Source organism: Phycobacter azelaicus (assembly GCF_014884385.1).
Classification (GTDB): Bacteria; Pseudomonadota; Alphaproteobacteria; order Rhodobacterales; family Rhodobacteraceae; genus Phycobacter; species Phycobacter azelaicus.
Genome location: NZ_WKFH01000003.1, coordinates 1,752,858 through 1,770,451, shown reverse-complemented (window position 1 = coordinate 1,770,451; position 17,594 = coordinate 1,752,858). Strand labels below are relative to the sequence as shown.

17 protein-coding genes are annotated in these 17,594 nt (G+C 61.5%); 9 read left to right on the top strand and 8 right to left on the bottom strand.

What is annotated here, in order from left to right:
- Positions 1–71 precede the first annotated feature (71 nt).
- The 5 genes from INS80_RS09600 to INS80_RS09580 all read left to right on the top strand — a co-directional run bounded on the left by INS80_RS09600 (position 72) and on the right by INS80_RS09580 (position 6,079).
- On the top strand, positions 72–2,930 hold the full coding sequence (locus INS80_RS09600) for a molybdopterin oxidoreductase family protein (RefSeq protein ID WP_192965419.1): 2,859 nt from the start codon (positions 72–74) through the stop codon (positions 2,928–2,930).
- On the top strand, positions 2,927–3,691 hold the full coding sequence (locus INS80_RS09595; RefSeq protein ID WP_192965418.1) for a 4Fe-4S dicluster domain-containing protein: 765 nt from the start codon (positions 2,927–2,929) through the stop codon (positions 3,689–3,691). Before INS80_RS09600 ends, INS80_RS09595 begins: the two co-directional genes overlap by 4 nt.
- Positions 3,691–4,578 (top strand): dimethyl sulfoxide reductase anchor subunit family protein, encoded by an 888-nt coding sequence (locus INS80_RS09590; RefSeq protein WP_192965417.1) that lies wholly within the window; start codon positions 3,691–3,693, stop codon positions 4,576–4,578. The genes INS80_RS09595 and INS80_RS09590 overlap by 1 nt, the downstream gene beginning before the upstream one ends.
- 113 nt (positions 4,579–4,691) lie before the next feature.
- On the top strand, positions 4,692–5,153 hold the full coding sequence (locus INS80_RS09585; protein ID WP_192965416.1) for a carboxymuconolactone decarboxylase family protein: 462 nt from the start codon (positions 4,692–4,694) through the stop codon (positions 5,151–5,153).
- 32 nt (positions 5,154–5,185) lie between these two features.
- Positions 5,186–6,079 (top strand): sigma-70 family RNA polymerase sigma factor, encoded by an 894-nt coding sequence (locus INS80_RS09580; protein WP_192965415.1) that lies wholly within the window; start codon positions 5,186–5,188, stop codon positions 6,077–6,079.
- Positions 6,080–6,110: 31 nt separating this feature from the next.
- Here INS80_RS09580 and dapA read toward each other — a convergent pair whose 3' ends face one another.
- Positions 6,111–6,983, bottom strand: coding sequence for a 4-hydroxy-tetrahydrodipicolinate synthase (gene dapA, locus INS80_RS09575; RefSeq protein WP_192965414.1), 873 nt, complete (start codon positions 6,981–6,983; stop codon positions 6,111–6,113).
- Between the two features lie 140 nt (positions 6,984–7,123).
- Here dapA and INS80_RS09570 point away from each other — a divergent pair, with 140 nt between their 5' ends.
- Positions 7,124–9,082, top strand: coding sequence for a lytic transglycosylase domain-containing protein (locus tag INS80_RS09570; protein ID WP_192965413.1), 1,959 nt, complete (start codon positions 7,124–7,126; stop codon positions 9,080–9,082).
- On the opposite strand, the gene INS80_RS09565 is transcribed toward INS80_RS09570, so the two are convergent.
- Entirely contained in the window at positions 9,056–9,943 is an 888-nt protein-coding gene (locus tag INS80_RS09565; protein WP_192965412.1) for a DMT family transporter, read from the bottom strand. The two genes, INS80_RS09570 and INS80_RS09565, sit on opposite strands and share 27 nt — an antisense overlap.
- Positions 9,940–10,608, bottom strand: a complete 669-nt coding sequence (mnmC2, locus tag INS80_RS09560; protein ID WP_192965411.1) for a tRNA (5-methylaminomethyl-2-thiouridine)(34)-methyltransferase MnmC2 — start codon at positions 10,606–10,608, stop codon at positions 9,940–9,942. Before mnmC2 ends, INS80_RS09565 begins: the two co-directional genes overlap by 4 nt.
- A 58-nt stretch (positions 10,609–10,666) precedes the next feature.
- On the opposite strand from mnmC2, the gene INS80_RS09555 reads away from it, so the two are divergent.
- Positions 10,667–11,719: an NAD(P)/FAD-dependent oxidoreductase gene (locus INS80_RS09555; protein WP_192965410.1), complete on the top strand. Its 1,053-nt coding sequence runs from the start codon at positions 10,667–10,669 to the stop codon at positions 11,717–11,719.
- 227 nt (positions 11,720–11,946) lie between these two features.
- Here INS80_RS09555 and INS80_RS09550 read toward each other — a convergent pair whose 3' ends face one another.
- The 4 genes from INS80_RS09550 to INS80_RS09535 form a co-directional block, all read right to left on the bottom strand.
- Entirely contained in the window at positions 11,947–12,768 is an 822-nt protein-coding gene (locus INS80_RS09550; RefSeq protein WP_192965409.1) for an HTD2 family dehydratase, read from the bottom strand.
- Between the two features lie 58 nt (positions 12,769–12,826).
- Entirely contained in the window at positions 12,827–13,369 is a 543-nt protein-coding gene (locus tag INS80_RS09545; protein ID WP_192965408.1) for an NADPH-dependent FMN reductase, read from the bottom strand.
- Positions 13,370–13,490: 121 nt separating this feature from the next.
- The gene (locus INS80_RS09540) at positions 13,491–14,153 is read right to left on the bottom strand and encodes a YiaD family glycine zipper/OmpA-like lipoprotein (RefSeq protein WP_192965407.1); all 663 of its coding nucleotides are present in this window, start codon (positions 14,151–14,153) and stop codon (positions 13,491–13,493) included.
- 116 nt (positions 14,154–14,269) lie between these two features.
- The gene (locus INS80_RS09535; protein ID WP_192965406.1) at positions 14,270–15,145 is read right to left on the bottom strand and encodes a methylated-DNA--[protein]-cysteine S-methyltransferase; all 876 of its coding nucleotides are present in this window, start codon (positions 15,143–15,145) and stop codon (positions 14,270–14,272) included.
- 181 nt (positions 15,146–15,326) lie between these two features.
- Here INS80_RS09535 and nth point away from each other — a divergent pair, with 181 nt between their 5' ends.
- Positions 15,327–15,971: an endonuclease III gene (nth, locus tag INS80_RS09530; RefSeq protein ID WP_192965405.1), complete on the top strand. Its 645-nt coding sequence runs from the start codon at positions 15,327–15,329 to the stop codon at positions 15,969–15,971.
- On the top strand, positions 15,968–16,957 hold the full coding sequence (locus tag INS80_RS09525; protein ID WP_192965404.1) for an adenosine kinase: 990 nt from the start codon (positions 15,968–15,970) through the stop codon (positions 16,955–16,957). The genes nth and INS80_RS09525 overlap by 4 nt, the downstream gene beginning before the upstream one ends.
- Before the next feature lie 122 nt (positions 16,958–17,079).
- Here the strand turns inward: INS80_RS09525 and INS80_RS09520 are convergent, their stop codons facing one another.
- Positions 17,080–17,568 carry a MarR family winged helix-turn-helix transcriptional regulator gene (locus tag INS80_RS09520; protein WP_192965403.1) on the bottom strand — a complete coding sequence of 163 codons (489 nt, stop codon included), beginning with the start codon at positions 17,566–17,568 and terminating at the stop codon, positions 17,080–17,082.
- Positions 17,569–17,594 lie beyond the last annotated feature (26 nt).

The following is a 17,594-nucleotide window of genomic DNA, read 5'->3' as shown; positions in this document are numbered from 1 at the left end:
AATAGAAGAAAACTCTCGCAAGGCCGGTTCATCCGACCTAGCCTGCCAGAACGCGACGAACGGGGATAGCCATGGGTTTCAACCAACCACAGATCGACACCTCTCCTCCGGTTTCCGAAGAGGTGCGTCAGACCACCTGCTATATGTGCGCCTGCCGTTGCGGGATCAACGTGCACATGAAAACCGGCAGCAATGGCAAGAAACAGGTGGCCTATATCGAGGGCAACCGCGATCACCCGGTCAACAAAGGCGTTCTTTGTGCCAAGGGCAGCGCCGGGATCATGCAGCATAACGCCCCCTCGCGCCTACGCGCGCCGCTGCGGCGGGTTGGGCCGCGCGGATCGGGGGAGTTCGAGGAAATCACCTGGGACGAGGCGCTGGATATGGCGGCTTCCTGGCTGGCGCCCCTGCGCAAAAGCGCGCCTGAAAAGCTCGCGTTTTTCACCGGACGCGATCAGTCGCAAAGCTTTACCAGCTTCTGGGCGCAGAATTTCGGGACCCCCAACTATGCCGCGCATGGGGGTTTTTGTTCGGTCAACATGGCGACCGCCGGCATCTACACCATGGGCGGCGCCTTCTGGGAGTTTGGCCAACCGGACTGGGATCATACCAAGCTGTTCATGTTGTTCGGCGTCGCGGAAGACCATGACAGCAACCCCATAAAAATGGGCATTGGCCGCATCAAGGCGCGCGGTGCGCGGGTGATCGGCGTCAACCCGATCCGCACCGGATATAACGCGGTGGCGGACGATTGGGTCGGCATCACTCCCGGCACCGATGGGCTGTTCATCCTGTCGCTGGTGCATGTGCTGCTGAAAGCCGGGAAGATCGATCTTGATTACCTCAGTCGCTTTACCAATGCGCCGGTATTGGTGAACGCCAGCGAAGGGCCAGAGAAAGGCCTTTTGATGCGCGATGAGAATGGCAAGGAGCTGGTGATCGACCGCAATACCGGCAAGCTCGCGCCCTTTGATCAGCCCGGCGTGCGCCCCGATCTTCATGCCACCTATCGCCATGCGGGCGTCACCCACCGGCCAGTGTTCCACCTGATGGCCGAACGCTACCTGTCAGACGACTACGCGCCCGAGACTGTGGCCGGTCAATGCGGCATCCCCGCCGTCCGGATTCGCTCCATCGCAGCAGAAATCGCCCGTGTAGCCTTTGAGGAGGCTTTCGAGATCCCGCAGGAGTGGACCGATTTTCGCGGCGAGACGCACAAAACCATGGTGGGGCGCCCGGTGTCGTTCCATTCGATGCGGGGGGTCTCGGCCCATGCCAACGGCTTTCAGACCTGCCGCGCGCTGCATGTTCTGCAGATCCTTCTAGGCACGGTCGAGGTCCCCGGCGGTTTCCGCTTCAAACCGCCCTACCCCAAACCCGCCACTGCGCACCCCAAGCCCCACTGCGGCGTCCAACCCGACTGCGCGCTGGACGGCCCGCACCTGGGATTTGTGCACGGGCCAGATGATCTGGCGCTGAAAGACGACGGCAGCCCGGCGCGCATCGACAAGGCCTTCACCTGGGAAAACCCGATGAGCGCCCATGGCCTCATGCATATGGTGATCTCGAACGCCCATGCGGGCGACCCTTACAAGATCGACACGCTGTTCATGTATATGGCGAACATGTCGTGGAATTCATCGATGAACACCCGCGGCGTCATCGACATGCTGACCGACACCGATGAGACCGGCGAATACGTTATCCCGCGTATCATTTACTCCGACGCCTATAGTTCGGAAATGGTCGCCTATGCCGACCTGATCCTGCCCGACACCACCTATCTGGAGCGGCACGACTGTATCTCGCTGCTGGATCGCCCCATCTGCGAGGCGGACGCCGCCGCCGATGCCATCCGCTGGCCGGTGGTGGAGCCGGACCGGGACGTGCGCGGCTTTCAAACTGTCCTGGTGCAACTGGCCAACCGATTGAAACTGCCCGGCTTCACCGCCGAGGACGGCAGCGCGAAATATCAGGACTATGCCGACTATATCGTCAACCACGAGCGCAAACCGGGCATTGGCCCGCTGGCGGGATGGCGCGGCGATGGCAGCCAGTCGGGGCGCGGCGATGGCAGCCAGTCGGGGCGCGGCGATGTGAACCCTGAGCAATTGGACCGCTATATCGAAAACGGCGGCTTTCATGTCAGCCATATCCCAGATGCAGCGCTCTACTACAAACCGTGGAACACCGCCTATCAGGACTGGGCGGTGGGCATGGGTCTTTACGACAAGCCCGAACCCTATCTGTTCCAGCTCTATGTAGAACCGTTGAGAAAATTCCAGCTGGCCGCTGAAGGATACGGGGAACGTCAACCGCCCGAGCATCTGCGCGAACGCATCAAGGCGACCATGGACCCGCTGCCAATCTGGTATGAAACGGACCAGCAGGGCAACGCAGGCTTCACCGTCAACGCGCTGACCCAGCGCCCAATGGCGATGTACCATTCCTGGGGCAGCCAAAACGCATGGCTGCGGCAATTACACGGACGTAATCCCCTGTATGTGCCCACGAAACTGATGCGCGAAAATGGCCTGTCAGACGGTGACTGGGCGCGGGTCTCATCTCCGCATGGCGAGATCACGGTCCCGGTGATGGAGATGGCCGCGCTCAATGAAAACACGGTGTGGACCTGGAACGCCATCGGCAAGCGCAAGGGCGCCTGGGCGCTGGACGAAAACGCGCCCGAGGCGACCAAGGGATTTCTGCTCAATCATCTGATCCACGAGCTGTTGCCGCCCAAAGGGGACGGGCTTCGCTGGGCCAACTCGGACCCGATCACCGGCCAGGCCGCCTGGTTCGACCTCAAGGTGAAGATCGAAAAGGCCGCGCCGCCTGACGGGATCGCCGAAAGCCAGCCCGCGTTCGCGCCGATCACCTCACCGGTGGACACCGGTCCCAAGGATCTGAAATGGAAGGTGGGCAAATGACCGAACTGCCTGCACAGACGAGCCGGAAGATGGGTCTGGTGATCGATCTGGATACCTGCGTCGGCTGCCATGCCTGCGTGATTTCCTGCAAGGGCTGGAACACCGAAAACTACGGCGCGCCGCTGTCGGATCAAGATCCCTATGGCGCGGATCCTTCGGGGACCTTCCTCAATCGCGTGCATTCCTACGAGGTGCAACCGGAGCAGGGACATGCCCAGCTGGTGCATTTCCCCAAATCCTGCCTGCACTGCGAAGACGCGCCCTGCGTCACCGTCTGCCCCACCGGTGCCAGCTACAAGCGGGTCGAGGACGGCATCGTTCTGGTCAATGAAAGCGACTGCATTGGCTGTGGCCTCTGCGCTTGGGCCTGCCCCTATGGCGCACGCGAGTTGGACCTAGCCGAAGGTGTGATGAAGAAATGCACGCTCTGCGTGGACCGCATCTATAACGAAAACCTCCCCGAAGAAGACCGCGTGCCGTCATGTGTGCGCACCTGCCCGGCGGGCGCGCGGCATTTTGGCGATCTGGGCGATCCGGCTAGCGAAGTCTCACAACTAGTCGCCGACCGTGGCGGCATGGACCTGATGCCCGAGATGGGCACAAAACCTGTCAACAAATACCTGCCGCCCCGCCCCAAGGACCGGATAGAGGATCAGATCGACATTCTGGCGCCGCTTCTGGCGCCCGTCGCGGAGGAACCCGCTGGCTTCCTTGGCTGGCTGGACAAGGCACTTGATAAACTGCCCGGAGGAAATTCCTGATGCATCCGGCTCCTTCCGTCATCATCTTTACCACCCTGTCGGGGCTTGGTTTTGGGTTGCTGGCCTTTCTTGGGCTGGGCATGCCTTCGGTTACAGGCTGGGTCGCCTTCGTGTTTTATGCCATCGCCTATGCGCTGGCCGTGGGCGGCCTGCTGGCCTCGACCTTTCACCTTGGCCACCCGGAACGTGCCTGGAAGGCCTTCAGCCAGTGGCGGACCAGCTGGCTCAGCCGCGAAGGCTGCGCTGCCGTTTCCACGCTGCTGGTTATGGCGCTCTATGCCGCCGGAGCTGTTTTCCTTGAGGCTGACTGGCGTCTCCTCGGCCTGCTCGGCGCCGCGCTCAGCATCGGCACCGTGTTCACCACCGCGATGATCTACACCCAGCTAAAGACGATCCCGCGCTGGCACAGCCCGATCACGCCCATGGTGTTTCTGAGCTTCTCCATCGCAGGTGGCGCGCTATTGGCGGGCCGCGAAAGCCTCGCCCCCTGGCTACTGGCGCTGGCTGGGGCGATACAGCTCATCTATTGGGCAAAGACGGACAAGGCGCTGACGCAGTCGGGCACTGACATCGGCACGGCCACGGGGCTGGGGGATCGCGGCACCGTGCGCGCGTTTGAACCGCCGCACACGGGCAGCAACTACCTGCTGCGCGAGTTCGTCTATGTGGTGGGGCGCAAGCACGCGCTGAAGCTGCGCGTCATTGGCTTTGCCCTCGCCTTCGCCCTGCCGATTGCCTTGATGGTCATGCCCTTTTCAGGCCTGATGCTGAAACATCTTATGGCGGGCCTTGCGGTGCTGTTGCATATCGCAGGCGTGGCCTGTCTGCGCTGGCTGTTCTTTGCTGAGGCCGAACATGTGGTCGGTCTCTACTACGGTAAGCGCTGAACACGATCTGGTGGCCTTCGTCGAATGGCCCCCAGGTTTTTTTGCCGCCTCCTGTCACACATCAAACGGCTGTGTCGTCCTGTTCCTGTAACCGCAGAAAAAGGACCCTGACAATGACACAACGACTGGACCAGTTCGCCGTAGCCGCCGACCTTTTCAAGCCGATGATGGCGATGGAAGCTACGCTCAAGGACAGCGGACTTGACCACAGCCTGATCGAGCTGATCAAACTGCGGGTCTCGCAGATCAACGGCTGTGCCTTCTGCATTCACATGCACACTCACGATGCCCGCAAGAACGGTGAAACAGAGGACCGGATGCACCTTTTGCCTGCTTGGCGCGAGTCCACGCTCTACAGCGCGCGCGAGCGCGCCGCATTGGCCTGGGCCGAGGCACTGACACGGATTGAAACGGCCGGTGCTCCGGATGCGGACTATCAGGCACTGGCGCAGCACTTCACACCTCACGCGCAGGTCGCCGTCACCCTGGCGATCACGACAATCAATGCCTGGAACCGGATTGCAATCGCCTTTGGCACACCGCATCCTGCCACGCAGGAGGCCAACGCCGCGTGAGAGCAGCAACTCTGACACCGAATGGAGCAGATATGTTCCTTGCAACGCGGTCGCGCCTGTTCGCGATCGCGTATCGCATGCTGGGCAGCGTCAGCGATGCCGAAGACATCCTGCAGGACTGCTTCCTGCGCTGGCAATCCGTGGAGCAGTCAGAGGTACGCGATCCGGTTGGCTATCTGGTCCGCATAACCTCGCGCCTGTGTCTGGACCACCTGAAATCGGCGCGGGTGCGCCGCGAGGAATACCCGGGAGAATGGCTGCCGGAGCCGATCCTCACCGATGAGCCATTGGACGGGCTTGATCACGATGTCTCCGTTGCGCTTTTGATGGCCTTGGAGCGGCTTTCCCCGGCCGAACGAGCGGCCTTCCTGTTGCATGACGTTTTTGACACGCCTTTCGCCGAGATCTCGGACCTGCTGGATCGCAGCGCCGCATCCTGCCGCCAACTGGCCACGCGGGCGCGCAAGAAGGTGCAGGATGGCAAGCCAAAGACGCCCGTTGCACCGGGCCAGAGCCAAGCCCTGACAGAAGCTTTCTTTCGGGCCGCCAAGGCGGGTGATCTGGACAGCCTCAAGCACATGTTGGCGGATGATGTTCAACTCATCTCTGACGGGGGCGGCAAGGCAATGGCCGCGCTCAATCCCATTTTCGGGGCGGCCAAAGTCCTGCGATTGCTCGATGGTTTGGCGCGAAAATATCCGGACCATTCCCCTACTGCGACGCGCCAGTGCCATCTCAATGGTCTTCCCGCAATGCTCAGCCTGGAGCCAGAGGGGATCCTGCAGGCGACCGCCCTTGAAATCGAAGTGGGGCGGATCTCGCGTATCTATGTGATCCGCAATCCGGACAAGACGCGACATCTGCTATCCGCCCTAACCAGCGACGACTTGCCCAAAAATGAAATCAGCCCCCAAATAGGGGGCTGATGTACATCTTCATAAAGGCTGTTCGAGGGATTTAGAGCAGGCCTGCGTGCTTCATCGCCGCGTCGATCGCTGCCTTGGTGCTGTCTTCCAGCGTGGTCAGCGGACAGCGGACCTCTTCGCTGCACAGGCCCAGTTTCGACAGGCCGTACTTTGCCCCCACAAGGCCCGGCTCGATAAAGATCGCCTCGTGCAGGGGCATCAGCCGGTCCTGATATTCGAGCGCGGTCTTGTAATCACCGGCCAGAGTCGCCGCCTGGAACTCGGCGCAAAGCTTCGGCGCCACGTTCGCGGTGACCGAGATGCAGCCGACACCGCCATGGGCGTTGAAGCCCAGCGCGGTGGCGTCTTCGCCCGACAGCTGGATGAAATCCGCTCCACAGGACGCACGCTGCTGGCTGACGCGCTCCAGCTTGCCGGTGGCATCCTTGACGCCGACGATGCGCGGCAGCTTGGCCAGCTCACCCATGGTGGCGGGCAGCATGTCCACGACCGAGCGCGGCGGGATGTTGTAGATGATGATCGGAATATCGGCGCAGTCGTGCAGGGCGGTGAAATGCGCCACCATGCCGCGCTGTGTCGGCTTGTTGTAATAGGGCGTCACCACAAGGGCCGCATCGGCGCCAATGCGCGCGGCGAATTCAACAAAGCGAATCGCCTCGACCGTATTGTTGGAGCCCGCGCCCGCGATGACCGGCACCCGGCCAGCTGCGGCCTTCACGACCTCCGCGATCACGGTTTCATGCTCTTCATGGCTTAGAGTCGGGCTTTCTCCGGTGGTGCCAACGGGCACCAGACCAGTCGAACCTTGCTCGATATGCCATTCTACCAAGTGTTTGAGCGTATCCAGATCCAGCTCGCCGTTGCGAAACGGGGTGACGAGGGCTGGCATAGAGCCTTTGAACATGGGCACGCTCCCTTAGTTGCGAGTGGTCGGCAGGCAAAGCCCCGCCGGAATGGTGGACGAACCGGGGTTTTCAGTTGATACCGGGTCGTCACGGATTATCGTCACAGCCTCTATCCCCGGTTCACGAGAAAATGCAAGAGATGACACGCATTCTGGCCCTCATTCTGCTGATCCTTCCGATCCTTGGCTCGGGCCCGGCGTGGTCTGACAGCTTGTCCGAAGCGATGGAGTTGGTGCGAGACAGGGACTGGGACGCGGCCGCTGAAAGAGCAGGTCCCGAGGCGACCGTCGCCCGCGATTTGGTTGAATGGCACCGGCTGCGCGCGGGTGAAGGAACGTCGCGTGAGGTTATGACCTTCCTGGCACGGCGTCCGGACTGGCCGGGTCTGCCTTACCTGCGCCGTCAACAAGAGGAAAACCTCGCCAAGGCGCCTCACCCTGTCACGATCTCTTTTTATTCGGACCACAGCCCCGAAACGGCCGAAGGCGCGTTGAGCCTTGCCCGCGCCCTCATCCGCGCGGGGCGCCGCAGCGAGGGAGAGACCGAAATCATTCGCGCCTGGCAAACCATGCCTATGACCGAAGAGCTTCAGAAGGCATTCCTTGCGGATTTTGGCGCCCTGATCACACCGCATCACACTGCGCGGCTGGACCGGCTCTTGTGGGATCATCATCTTGTCAGCTCACGCCGGATGCTCGAACTGGTGCCGGAAGGGCATCGCAAACTGGCCGAGGCGCGCATTGCGCTGCAGGAACGCGCCGCCGGGGTGGATGCAAAGATCGCCGCTGTCCCGGACAGTCTGAAAGACGATGCTGGCCTTGCCTATGACCGCTTTGACTGGCGTGATCAGAAGGGTCGACGCGAAAGCGCCATCCAAATGCTGATGGAGCGCAGCGTGAGCGCCGAAAAGCTTGGCCGCCCCGAAGACTGGCTGCGCCGCCGCCGGGATCTGGCCCGTCAGGACATGCGCGATGGCAACAATGAACGCGCTTACCAGCTTGCGGCCTATCACTTTTCCACGCCAGAGGCGGGCTATGGATATTCTGACTGTGAATGGCTGGCTGGTTACATCGCCCTGCGAAAGCTCAATGATGCCGCGCTGGCCGCGCAGCATTTCGAGCGTTTCCTTGCTTCGGTCGAAACGCCCATCTCGGTCGGTCGTGGCGGCTATTGGCTGGGCCGCGCATATGCCGCGCTTGGCCAGGTGGAAAAGGCCCATGCCGCGTATTCAAAGGGCGCGGCCTTTCAGACCTCTTTCTACGGCATTCTTGCCGCTGAAGCGCTGGGGCGCCCGTTTGATCCTGACCTGGCAAACCCACCCGCACTGCCGGACTGGCGCAGCGCCGCCTTCCTGAACTCTTCGGTCGCCGAGGCTGGGCTTCAATTGCTCCGCGCGGGAGAGCTTTCACTGGGTGAACGTTTTCTTACCCATCTGACCGAAAGCCTGCCAACGGAACAGGCCTTCCAGATGGGACAGATGGCCGTCGAAATGAACCAACCGCACCTTGCGGTGATGATTGGGAAGCGTGCAGCGCAGTATGGTATTGAACTGAAAGGGGCCTACTATCCCCTACATCCGGTAGCCGAGCAGAAGCTGCCGATGGCGCCGGAGATGACCCTCGCCATCGCCCGCCGCGAAAGCGAATTCGACCCCGGCGTAATCAGCCACGCCGGCGCGCGCGGGTTGATGCAGGTGATGCCGACGACGGCCAAACTGGTCGCGGGGGAACTGGGTATTCTGGACAAGCACAAAACCGCCCGCCTGACTGCTGAGTGGGACTATAACGCCACCCTCGGCGCGCAGTATCTTGCACGCCTTGCCGAAGAATTTGGTGGCAACGTGGTGATGATGGCCGCGGGCTACAACGCAGGCCCTAGACGCCCTATCGCCTGGATGGAGCGCTATGGTGATCCCCGCGACGGTACACCCGATGTCATCGACTGGATCGAGCACATCCCCTTCAATGAGACCCGCAACTACGTGATGCGCGTCACCGAAAGCCTGCCGGTCTACCGCGCCCGGCTGGGCAAGGTGCCGCTGCCGATCCCGTTCTCACGGGAACTCAAGGGCTCAACCCTTGCGGCGTTCGCGCCATAGGGTGAACAGCCCGGCTGCCACGACGATGCCCGCCCCAAGCGCCACGTTGAAGCGGATCGTCTCGGAGAACACCACAAGCCCCAGCATCGCCGCCCAGGGCAGTTGCAGATAGGCAAAAGGCTGTACTGCGCTGGCTTCTGCGGCCTCATAACAGCGGATCAGCAGGTAGTGACCCAGCGCGCCGGTGAGGCACAAGAGCCCCATCCAGCCCCAATCCGGCGCGCTCATCGCCTCCCAATTCCAGAGGCCAATCGGGGTCATGAAGACTACGCCGACAACACCCACATAAAAGAAACTGGTCGCCGAATTGTCCTTTCGCGCCGCATAGCGCGTCAGCAGCCCGTAAAGGGCGAACATCAAGGCGGCCAAAAGCGGCACCAGGGCTGCGGGCTGAAACACACCGACGCCAGGTTCGAGGATGATCAGAACGCCAAGGAACCCGACCAGAATCGCACTCCAGCGCCAGATCCCGACCTTCTCTCCCAGAATTGGCCCAGACAGGGCCGCGATCATCAACGGATATGAGACAAAGACCGCGTGGCTTTCCACCAACCCCAAAAGGGTAAAGGCCAGCACCATGACGCAGATTTCGGCCGCACAGATGAAGCCCCGGAAGATCTGCAGCCAGATCTGCCGGGTGCGGGCGACCTTTTTCAGCCCCCCCGGTTGGCGCAAAGCAATGGAGATCACGAAAAGCGACAGGAACCAGTAGCGGATCATCACCACCATATAGACGTTGTATTCCCCGGCCAGATGGCGCGAAATCCCGTCCTGCAGGGCAAAGACGATCGTGGCGCCAATCATCAGCAGCACGCCAAGGCGCGTGTTGTTGCCTGCCTCGTGTGTCTCTGCGGTGCTCATGCCAGTTCTGCCTTCGTCATATGTCTCTTGCGCCCGTAGCCGGGGATGCGCGTTACGGTGAACCCCGCCGCCTCCAGTCCCCTACGCACGAAGCCCGCCGCCGTATAGGTCGCTGCCGTGCCGCCGGGCGCCGTATGCCGGGCAACCTCGGCCATCAATTCTTCACCCCACAACTCGGGGTTTTTGGCCGGGGAAAACCCGTCCAGAAACCAGGCATCGGCCTGCCCTGTCCACTCTGGCAGCGACAGGCGCGCGTCGTCCCTGATCATCTGGAACTGCAGAGTGTCAAAGGCGCAGCTGCCCTCCCCGCTCCATTTTGCCAGAAATCGCTCGGCCCAGGAGGCAACGGCCGGAAAGGCCTCAAGCGCCTTTGCCATATCGACAGGCGCCATCGGGAAGGCCTCGAAACTGGTGAAATGCAGCGCGCCCTCCTGACCGCTTTCCTCCCACAGCTTCCACGCCGCCATCAGGTTCAGCCCGGTGCCAAAGCCCAACTCTGCGATGTGAAACCCCGGTCTAAACCGTACCGGCAGATCGTTGCCGCCCAGAAACACATGCTCAGTCTCCGCGAGACCGTCCTGCAGAGAGAAATAGGGATCGTCGAACTGGTCTGACACCGGAACGCTGCCATCGCGCCAGCTGAGGCTGGCCTGCTGGTCTGCCATGCTGTTTTCCCCTAAGTGATGTGGCGGAATGGCGCGACACTGGCGAAAGGGCGGGCGAATGGCAATGGCAGATATCACGGTGCGCGGAGCGGGCATCTTCGGCCTCTCCATAGCGTGGATCTGTGCCCGGCGCGGCGCACGTGTACAGGTGATCGACCCCTTCGGCCCCAGTGCAGGCTCCAGCGGCGGACTCGTGGGCGCGCTGGCGCCACATGTACCGGAAAACTGGAACCCCAAGAAACAGTTCCAATTCGAAAGCCTGTTGATGGCGCACCGCTTCTGGGACGACGTTGAAAAGGCAGGCGGTGTATCAGCTGGCTACGGGCGCACGGGACGGCTGCAACCGATCAACGACGCCCGCACGCTGGAACTGGCCCGCCAGCGCGAAGGCACCGCCGCTGATCTCTGGCGGACCAGCGAGGGGCAACAGGCCAAATGGACCGTCTGCGCGGCCGAGGCTTTCGGCGACTGGGCACCGCCCAGCGCCACCGGCCTGGTGATCCACGACACGCTCAGCGCCCGCATGCACCCCCGCCGCGCTTGCGACGCCCTCGTTGCGGCCCTGAAGGCGAAAGGCGTTCCCATCCTTACTGACGGCAGCGATCAGGGACAGGTCTTGCACGCTACCGGATACGCGGGTTTACAGAAACTGAACCAGATCACCGGCAAGACCGTCGGCGGCGGCGTCAAGGGCCAGGCCGCACTATTGCGCTACGACGCCGGAGAGGCTCCACAGCTTTACGCAGACAGCCTCCATATCATCCCGCATGCGGATGGCACCGTTGGTATTGGCTCCACGAGTGAGCGGGAATTTGATAACGGTTCCGGCACAGACGAACAGCTGGACGACATCCTCTCCCGCGCCCGCGGCGCCGTTCCCCTGCTGCAGGAAGCCGAGGTGATCGAGCGGTGGGCCGGGGTGCGCCCACGTGCCAAATCCCGCGCCCCCATGCTGGGTCCCTGGCCGGACCGGCCCAGCCATTTCATCGCCAATGGCGGCTTCAAGATCGGCTTTGGCATGGCGCCCAAGGTGGCCGAGGTCATGGCCGATCTACTCCTGGAGCAAACGGACAGAATTCCCGAAGGCTTCCGCGTCGAAGACAACCTCTGACGGGCACGCCTTCCGTTTCGATCCGAGTCAAGGGAGGCGCAGCCTGCGCGCATCGCGCGCCTTGCCCTTGACGCGGAGCGCAACACACAGACTTGGACAGGCGCATTTGAGGGCGGACTTGCCCCTCAAAACGTTTCTCAGCTTCTTTCACGCCGCGCAGCGGCGCCAGGCCCAACTGCCCGCGTCATATTCGCAGAATATGGCCCGGCAGGCGGGAGCCTCCCTTTTCAGGCTGCCTCGGCCTTTGCACTCATGCATTGCCGCCCGTCCGGGCCGCGCACCCAAAGATCATTGCCAGCCCGGCAGAAGGTCGCCGTCTCGAAATGCATCAATGGTGACGACGCCCGAAAGGAAAACCGTTTGAGCGGACCAATCACCTCTTCTGCCAGTAGCATCAAGTGTTGCGCCAGCAGAGGGCCGTGCACCACCAGCCCGTTGTAGCCCTCTACATCCCGCGCATAGTCCAGATCATAGTGGATGCGGTGCCCGTTGAAGGTCAGTGCCGAATAGCGAAACAACAGGGTCGAGGAAAACGCCTCTTCCCGCGCATCTGTCTCGTCAACGCGCGCTTGCGGCGCAACCGGCTGCGGCGCCTTTGGATCCGGGTCTTCCCGGTAGACAAGATCCTGCCATTCCGTCAGGCAAAGCTGACCCTTCTGCCAGATCTCATGCCGCAGGGTGACAAAGGCGAGCGGGCCGGTCCGGCCTTCTTTGTGCTCCGCCTTTTCCAAGGTCGATCGCTTCTCGGCCGAAGTGCCTGCCTGCAACGCTGTATCGAACTGCAACCGCCCGCCAGCCCACATGCGCCGTGGCAACCCAAGATCGGGAATCAGACTGCCCTCAGCCCCAACACGCGGATGACCATCGCGCCCAAGGCCCCTGGGCGCCTGGGGGGACCAGAAATAGAGCTGATGGTAAAAGGGCGGCAAGGGACTTCCTGCCAAAATGGACGGCTCCCGCGCCAGTGCCACCTCAAATGCAGCGGCACGGGCGGGGTCCATCACGTCGGTCTGACATTCGGTCTGCGAGGTCGCGTGTGATGTGCTCATGGGCGCGACTTTATCCCGCCCAATCCAAAGCGCAAGCGCTACAGGACCTCGTGCAAAGTCAGCCGACGATTTCAGAGCGCAGCTTCTGCATCAGTGTCTCAAGTGTCTTGCAATAGAGTTCACTTTTGAGCTGCCCGTTTTCATCAAATTCATTCGATGAATCCGCAAGATGCATTTCGGGGCCCTGCAGAATACGCGGCTGAAACGGCACCATGAAACTGCGGAGGATCATCTGCGCTCGCTCCCCGCCAGCGCGTCCGGCCGCGGCGGACATCACTGCGACCGGCTTGTTTGACCAGGGCTTTCCATCGGCCCTGCTCACCCAATCAAGGGCATTTTTCAAGGCGCCAGAGGGACCTTTGTTGTATTCAGGCGTCGAAATCGCGACAGCATCGGCCGATGCAATCTGATCTGCCAATGCCTGCACTGCGGCTGGCACACCGTCACGATCCTCATCGTCACCATTGTAAAGCGGCAAGTTCAGGTCGCCTTCCACATGAGTGCAGGGTCCAAAGAGGCGCGCGGCCTCTTTCAACAGCATACGATTTGTCGCGCCCCTGCGCAGCGATCCGGAAAGGGTGAGTAAAACAGGCTCGGCCATCAAAAGGTCCTTTGGGTTTACAGTGGCTTTGGCAGCAAACCTAGGTCGCAGTTGCGCAGAGGCAAAGCCCTGCCGCCGCGCAGCTCATGTGCATCCATTCAGCCCCCAAAGTTCAAGACCGTCACCCCTGCGGAATGATCACGATCTCCACACGGCGGTTGCGCGCCTTGCCCTCTTCGGTGAGGTTGCTGGCCACCGGTTCTTCCTCGCCGCGGCCAATGGTGCGGATCCGATTGTAGGGCACACCGCCCGCCTGGATCTGATCTGCCACCACATTGGCGCGCCGTTCGGACAGACCCTGGTTGTAGGCCGCATCGCCATCGCTGTCGGTATGGCCGATCACCTGAACCATGCTGTTGGGATAGCGCACAAGGCTGTCCGCCACTTTCAGCAGGTCCGAACGCACCGAGGGGGTGATCGCGGAGCTGTCGGTGGCAAAGGTCAAATCGTTAGGCAACAGGACGATTAGCCGGTCGCCGGTATTGACGATCGAAATGCCGTCGTTCGAGATCGATTGGCGCAGCTCTGCTTCCTGCTTGTCAAGCTGGCTGCCGATCAAACCGCCCGCGATGGCGCCCACTGCGGCGCCGCCAAGGACCGCGCCGGTCTTGTTGCTCGAATTGGACAGGGCTCCGATACCGGCCCCAAGGATGCCGCCTGCAATCAGACCCTGCTGCTCTTTGCTGGGGCCGCCGCTGTTGCTCAGCATGGCGGGATCAGTGCAAGCGCCCAGCCCGAGCACCGCTGTGACCGCCACCACGGTCGAGAATTTCATGAATGTCATTTTGCCAACCTTCTGACTGCTCTGGACAGCTTGCGCCCCAGCTGAGGCTCGGCTGCACTAGTTTTGCGGTCAGTATCGCGATTGAACGAGGGCCGCTCAAGTGAGAACTGACAAGTTTAGGCGGTTTGCCGCCCACCCTTTTCATCCCCATCAAGGCCATCTCCGCGCGCTGCTTCAAACGCCAGCATTGCCCGTTTCACTTCGGTGCCCCAATGATACCCCCCCAAGGCGCCGGATTTGCGCAGAGCCCGATGACAGGGAATGAGCCAGCTGACCGGGTTCTTGCCCACGGCCGTGCCCACGGCCCGCACAGCCCGGGGGGAACCGATGGCTTTGGCAAGTTCGGAGTAGGTTGTGACATGACCTGACGGGATGCGCATCAGAGCCTCCCAGACCTTTATCTGAAGCGGCGCCCCGATCATGTGCAACACTGCTTCCCCCTTTTGCGCAAAGACCGCTTCAGCCAAGGGACGCAGGGCCATCGGATCCTCGACAAAGTGTGCCTGAGGCCAGCGCGCGCGCATGTCGGCCATGGTCGGCTCGGCACCAATCTCTGCTGCAAAGGCCAGCCCGCAAATGCCTTTTTCGGTGCCCATGACCAACGCCAATCCAAAAGGACTGTCAAACCATCCCCAGCGGATCGTAAGGCCCGCCCCTTTGCGAGCGTATTCTCCAGGGCTCATCGCCTCCCAGCGCAAAAACAGATCGTGCAGGCGCCCTGACCCCGACAGCCCCACCGCATGGGCGGTCTCAAGTGTCGAGAACCGCTCTTGTAGCAGGGTTTTGGCATGACCCAGCCGCAGGTATTGCTGGTATCGCTTGGGCGAGACCCCCACCCAGGCCGAGAAGACCCGCTGGAAATGAGCCGGACTCATGCTCATCTGGGCCGCCAATGCTTCAAGGCCGATGTCCTCACGGCCATCGTCGATCAGCTCAATCGCGCGCCGGATGACGCCATAGTGGTAGCCCTCTTCGGTCGGCTGAAGGGTCATTGCCTGCTCTCCTGCATCTTGACTGGAACGAGAATAGCCAAGCGCCGCGCAGCAAACGACCCGGAATTTGCTCTTTGCGCCCGCAGCAGGACGTCTCATCGGCAACAGTCCCTAAGCAGCGCTAAACCAACGGCGCGTTTTTCATTTGCGCGCCCCAAGTCTGATCGGCAAAAGGGGCAACATGGCAAAGCAACTCGATTACCACACCCTGCGCGAGATCTTTTCGCGCTTTCAGGCAGCCGAGCCGGAACCGAAGGGCGAGCTGGAGCATGTAAACGTCTACACGCTGGTTGTGGCTGTCGCCCTATCGGCGCAGGCGACAGATGCAGGCGTCAACAAAGCCACGCGTGAGCTGTTCAAGATCGCGGACACGCCGCAAAAGATGCTGGACCTTGGTGAAGAGGGCCTCATCGAGCATATCAAGACCATCGGCCTTTACCGTAACAAGGCCAAGAATGTCATCAAGATGGCCCGCATCCTGGTCGAGGAGTACGGCGGCGAGGTGCCCAATTCCCGCGCCGCCCTGCAGTCGCTTCCTGGTGTCGGCCGCAAGACCGCCAATGTAGTTCTGAACATGTGGTGGCATTATCCGGCGCAGGCGGTGGATACGCACATCTTCCGCGTCGGCAACCGCTCCGGCATTTGCCCCGGCAAGGATGTGGACGCGGTCGAGCGCGCCATCGAAGACAATATCCCGGTCGATTTCCAGCAGCACGCCCATCACTGGCTGATCCTGCACGGCCGCTATCACTGCAAGGCACGCAAGCCAATGTGCGGCACCTGCCTCATCCGCGACCTGTGCCAATACGAGGACAAAACCCTATGAAAACCTATCAGATTGTTGGCATCGGCAACGCCGTTGTCGACGTGATCAGCCAATGCGACGACAGCTTTCTTGACCATATGGGGATCGAGAAAGGCATCATGCAGCTGATCGAGCGTGAGCGCGGCGAGGTCCTGTACGGCGCGATGGAAAGCCGTGTGCAGACGCCTGGTGGCTCTGTCGCCAACACAATCGCAGGCGCAGGTGCACTGGGGCTGGATGCGGCCTTTATCGGGCGTGTGCATGACGATTCTCTGGGACGTTTCTATGCGGACGCCATGAACGAGGACGGGGTCGATTTCGTGAACCCGCCGGTGCCGGGCGGTGAGCTGCCCACATCCCGTTCAATGATTTTTGTTTCTCCGGACGGGGAGCGGTCGATGAACACTTATCTTGGTATTTCCTCTGAGCTAAGCTCAAAAGATGTCCCGAATGAGGTCGCCGGGCAGACCGAGATCATGTTCCTTGAAGGCTATCTGTTCGACAAGGATAAGGGCAAGACTGCCTTTATGGAAGCGGCCCGGGACTGTCGCCGGGGCGGCGGCAAACCCGGCATCGCCATTTCCGACCCCTTCTGCGTTGAGCGCCACCGCGCCGACTTCCTGTCGCTGATCGAGAACGAGCTGGACTTCGTGATCGGCAACGAAGCCGAGATCCGGTCGCTGTTTGAAACCGACGATCTGGAAGAGGCTCTGGCCAAGACCGCCTCGATCTGTCCGCTCGTGGTTTGCACCCGCTCGGGCGACGGGGTGTCGGTGATCGCGGGCGATACCCGTATCGACGTTCCCGTCACCAAGGTCGTACCCGTGGATGCCACCGGCGCGGGCGATCAGTTTGCGGCCGGGTTCCTATTTGGTCTTGCCACTGGCCGAGATCTGGAGACCTGCGCCAAGATCGGCAACATCTGTGCAGCCGAAGTGATCAGCCACATTGGTCCGCGCCCCGAAAAAGACATGCGCGAAGTCCTGAAGTCCGAAGGGCTTCTCTGAAACAAGAGACGGGGAAACTCCCGCCCGTCGAAACTGCCCCAAGGGGCACCATCTCCCGTTGGGCGTGGCGCGGAGCGGCTTTGCCGCTCCGCGCCACGCCCGCCCCCGCCGTCCGCAGGACGTCAGCGACTGCCTGCAGCAACCAAGGCCTTGGACAGAAGCGCCTTGAAAATCGCAACATCCTCGGGCGCCATTTCCGCAAGCAGACCTGCTTGGGTCACCACATGCGCTTCCACCGCTTCATTGATCAGCACCAGGCCTTCATCCGTGAGAGCGATCAGGAAGCTCCGGCTGTCCGCCGGGTTTACCTTTCGCCGCACCAGCCCATCCGCCTCCAACCGGTCGATCCGATTGGTCATGGTCCCAGAGGCCACCATTGTGGCTTTCAGCAAATCCCCTGGTGACAACTCATAAGGCGCGCCGGCACGGCGCAAGGTCGCAAGAACGTCGAACTTGGCCGCGTTTAACCCGAAGCGCTGAAAGGTCTTTTCCATCTCGGACTGATACGCCAGATAAAGACGCTTAACCCGGCCGATTATACCCATGGCCGTGACATCAAGATCCGGCCGCTCCTGTTCCCATTGCTGGGTGATAAAATCCACATGATCCATACGTTCTGTTTCGCGGCAAACTATCT

Excerpts from the sequence above, each read along its gene's own strand:
- INS80_RS09595 (WP_192965418.1), top strand. The coding sequence starts at position 2,927 with ATGACCGAACTGCCTGCACAGACGAGCCGGAAGATGGGTCTGGTGATC.
- INS80_RS09535 (WP_192965406.1), bottom strand. The coding sequence starts at position 15,145 with ATGACCCTTCAGCCGACCGAAGAGGGCTACCACTATGGCGTCATCCGG.
- mnmC2 (WP_192965411.1), bottom strand. The coding sequence starts at position 10,608 with ATGGCAGACCAGCAGGCCAGCCTCAGCTGGCGCGATGGCAGCGTTCCG.
- INS80_RS09525 (WP_192965404.1), top strand. The coding sequence starts at position 15,968 with ATGAAAACCTATCAGATTGTTGGCATCGGCAACGCCGTTGTCGACGTG.
- INS80_RS09570 (WP_192965413.1), top strand. The coding sequence starts at position 7,124 with ATGACACGCATTCTGGCCCTCATTCTGCTGATCCTTCCGATCCTTGGC.
- INS80_RS09590 (WP_192965417.1), top strand. The coding sequence starts at position 3,691 with ATGCATCCGGCTCCTTCCGTCATCATCTTTACCACCCTGTCGGGGCTT.
- INS80_RS09550 (WP_192965409.1), bottom strand. The coding sequence starts at position 12,768 with ATGAGCACATCACACGCGACCTCGCAGACCGAATGTCAGACCGACGTG.
- dapA (WP_192965414.1), bottom strand. The coding sequence starts at position 6,983 with ATGTTCAAAGGCTCTATGCCAGCCCTCGTCACCCCGTTTCGCAACGGC.
- INS80_RS09540 (WP_192965407.1), bottom strand. The coding sequence starts at position 14,153 with ATGACATTCATGAAATTCTCGACCGTGGTGGCGGTCACAGCGGTGCTC.
- INS80_RS09580 (WP_192965415.1), top strand. The coding sequence starts at position 5,186 with ATGTTCCTTGCAACGCGGTCGCGCCTGTTCGCGATCGCGTATCGCATG.
- INS80_RS09555 (WP_192965410.1), top strand. The coding sequence starts at position 10,667 with ATGGCAATGGCAGATATCACGGTGCGCGGAGCGGGCATCTTCGGCCTC.
- INS80_RS09520 (WP_192965403.1), bottom strand. The coding sequence starts at position 17,568 with ATGGATCATGTGGATTTTATCACCCAGCAATGGGAACAGGAGCGGCCG.
- INS80_RS09545 (WP_192965408.1), bottom strand. The coding sequence starts at position 13,369 with ATGGCCGAGCCTGTTTTACTCACCCTTTCCGGATCGCTGCGCAGGGGC.
- nth (WP_192965405.1), top strand. The coding sequence starts at position 15,327 with ATGGCAAAGCAACTCGATTACCACACCCTGCGCGAGATCTTTTCGCGC.
- INS80_RS09565 (WP_192965412.1), bottom strand. The coding sequence starts at position 9,943 with ATGAGCACCGCAGAGACACACGAGGCAGGCAACAACACGCGCCTTGGC.
- INS80_RS09600 (WP_192965419.1), top strand. The coding sequence starts at position 72 with ATGGGTTTCAACCAACCACAGATCGACACCTCTCCTCCGGTTTCCGAA.
- INS80_RS09585 (WP_192965416.1), top strand. The coding sequence starts at position 4,692 with ATGACACAACGACTGGACCAGTTCGCCGTAGCCGCCGACCTTTTCAAG.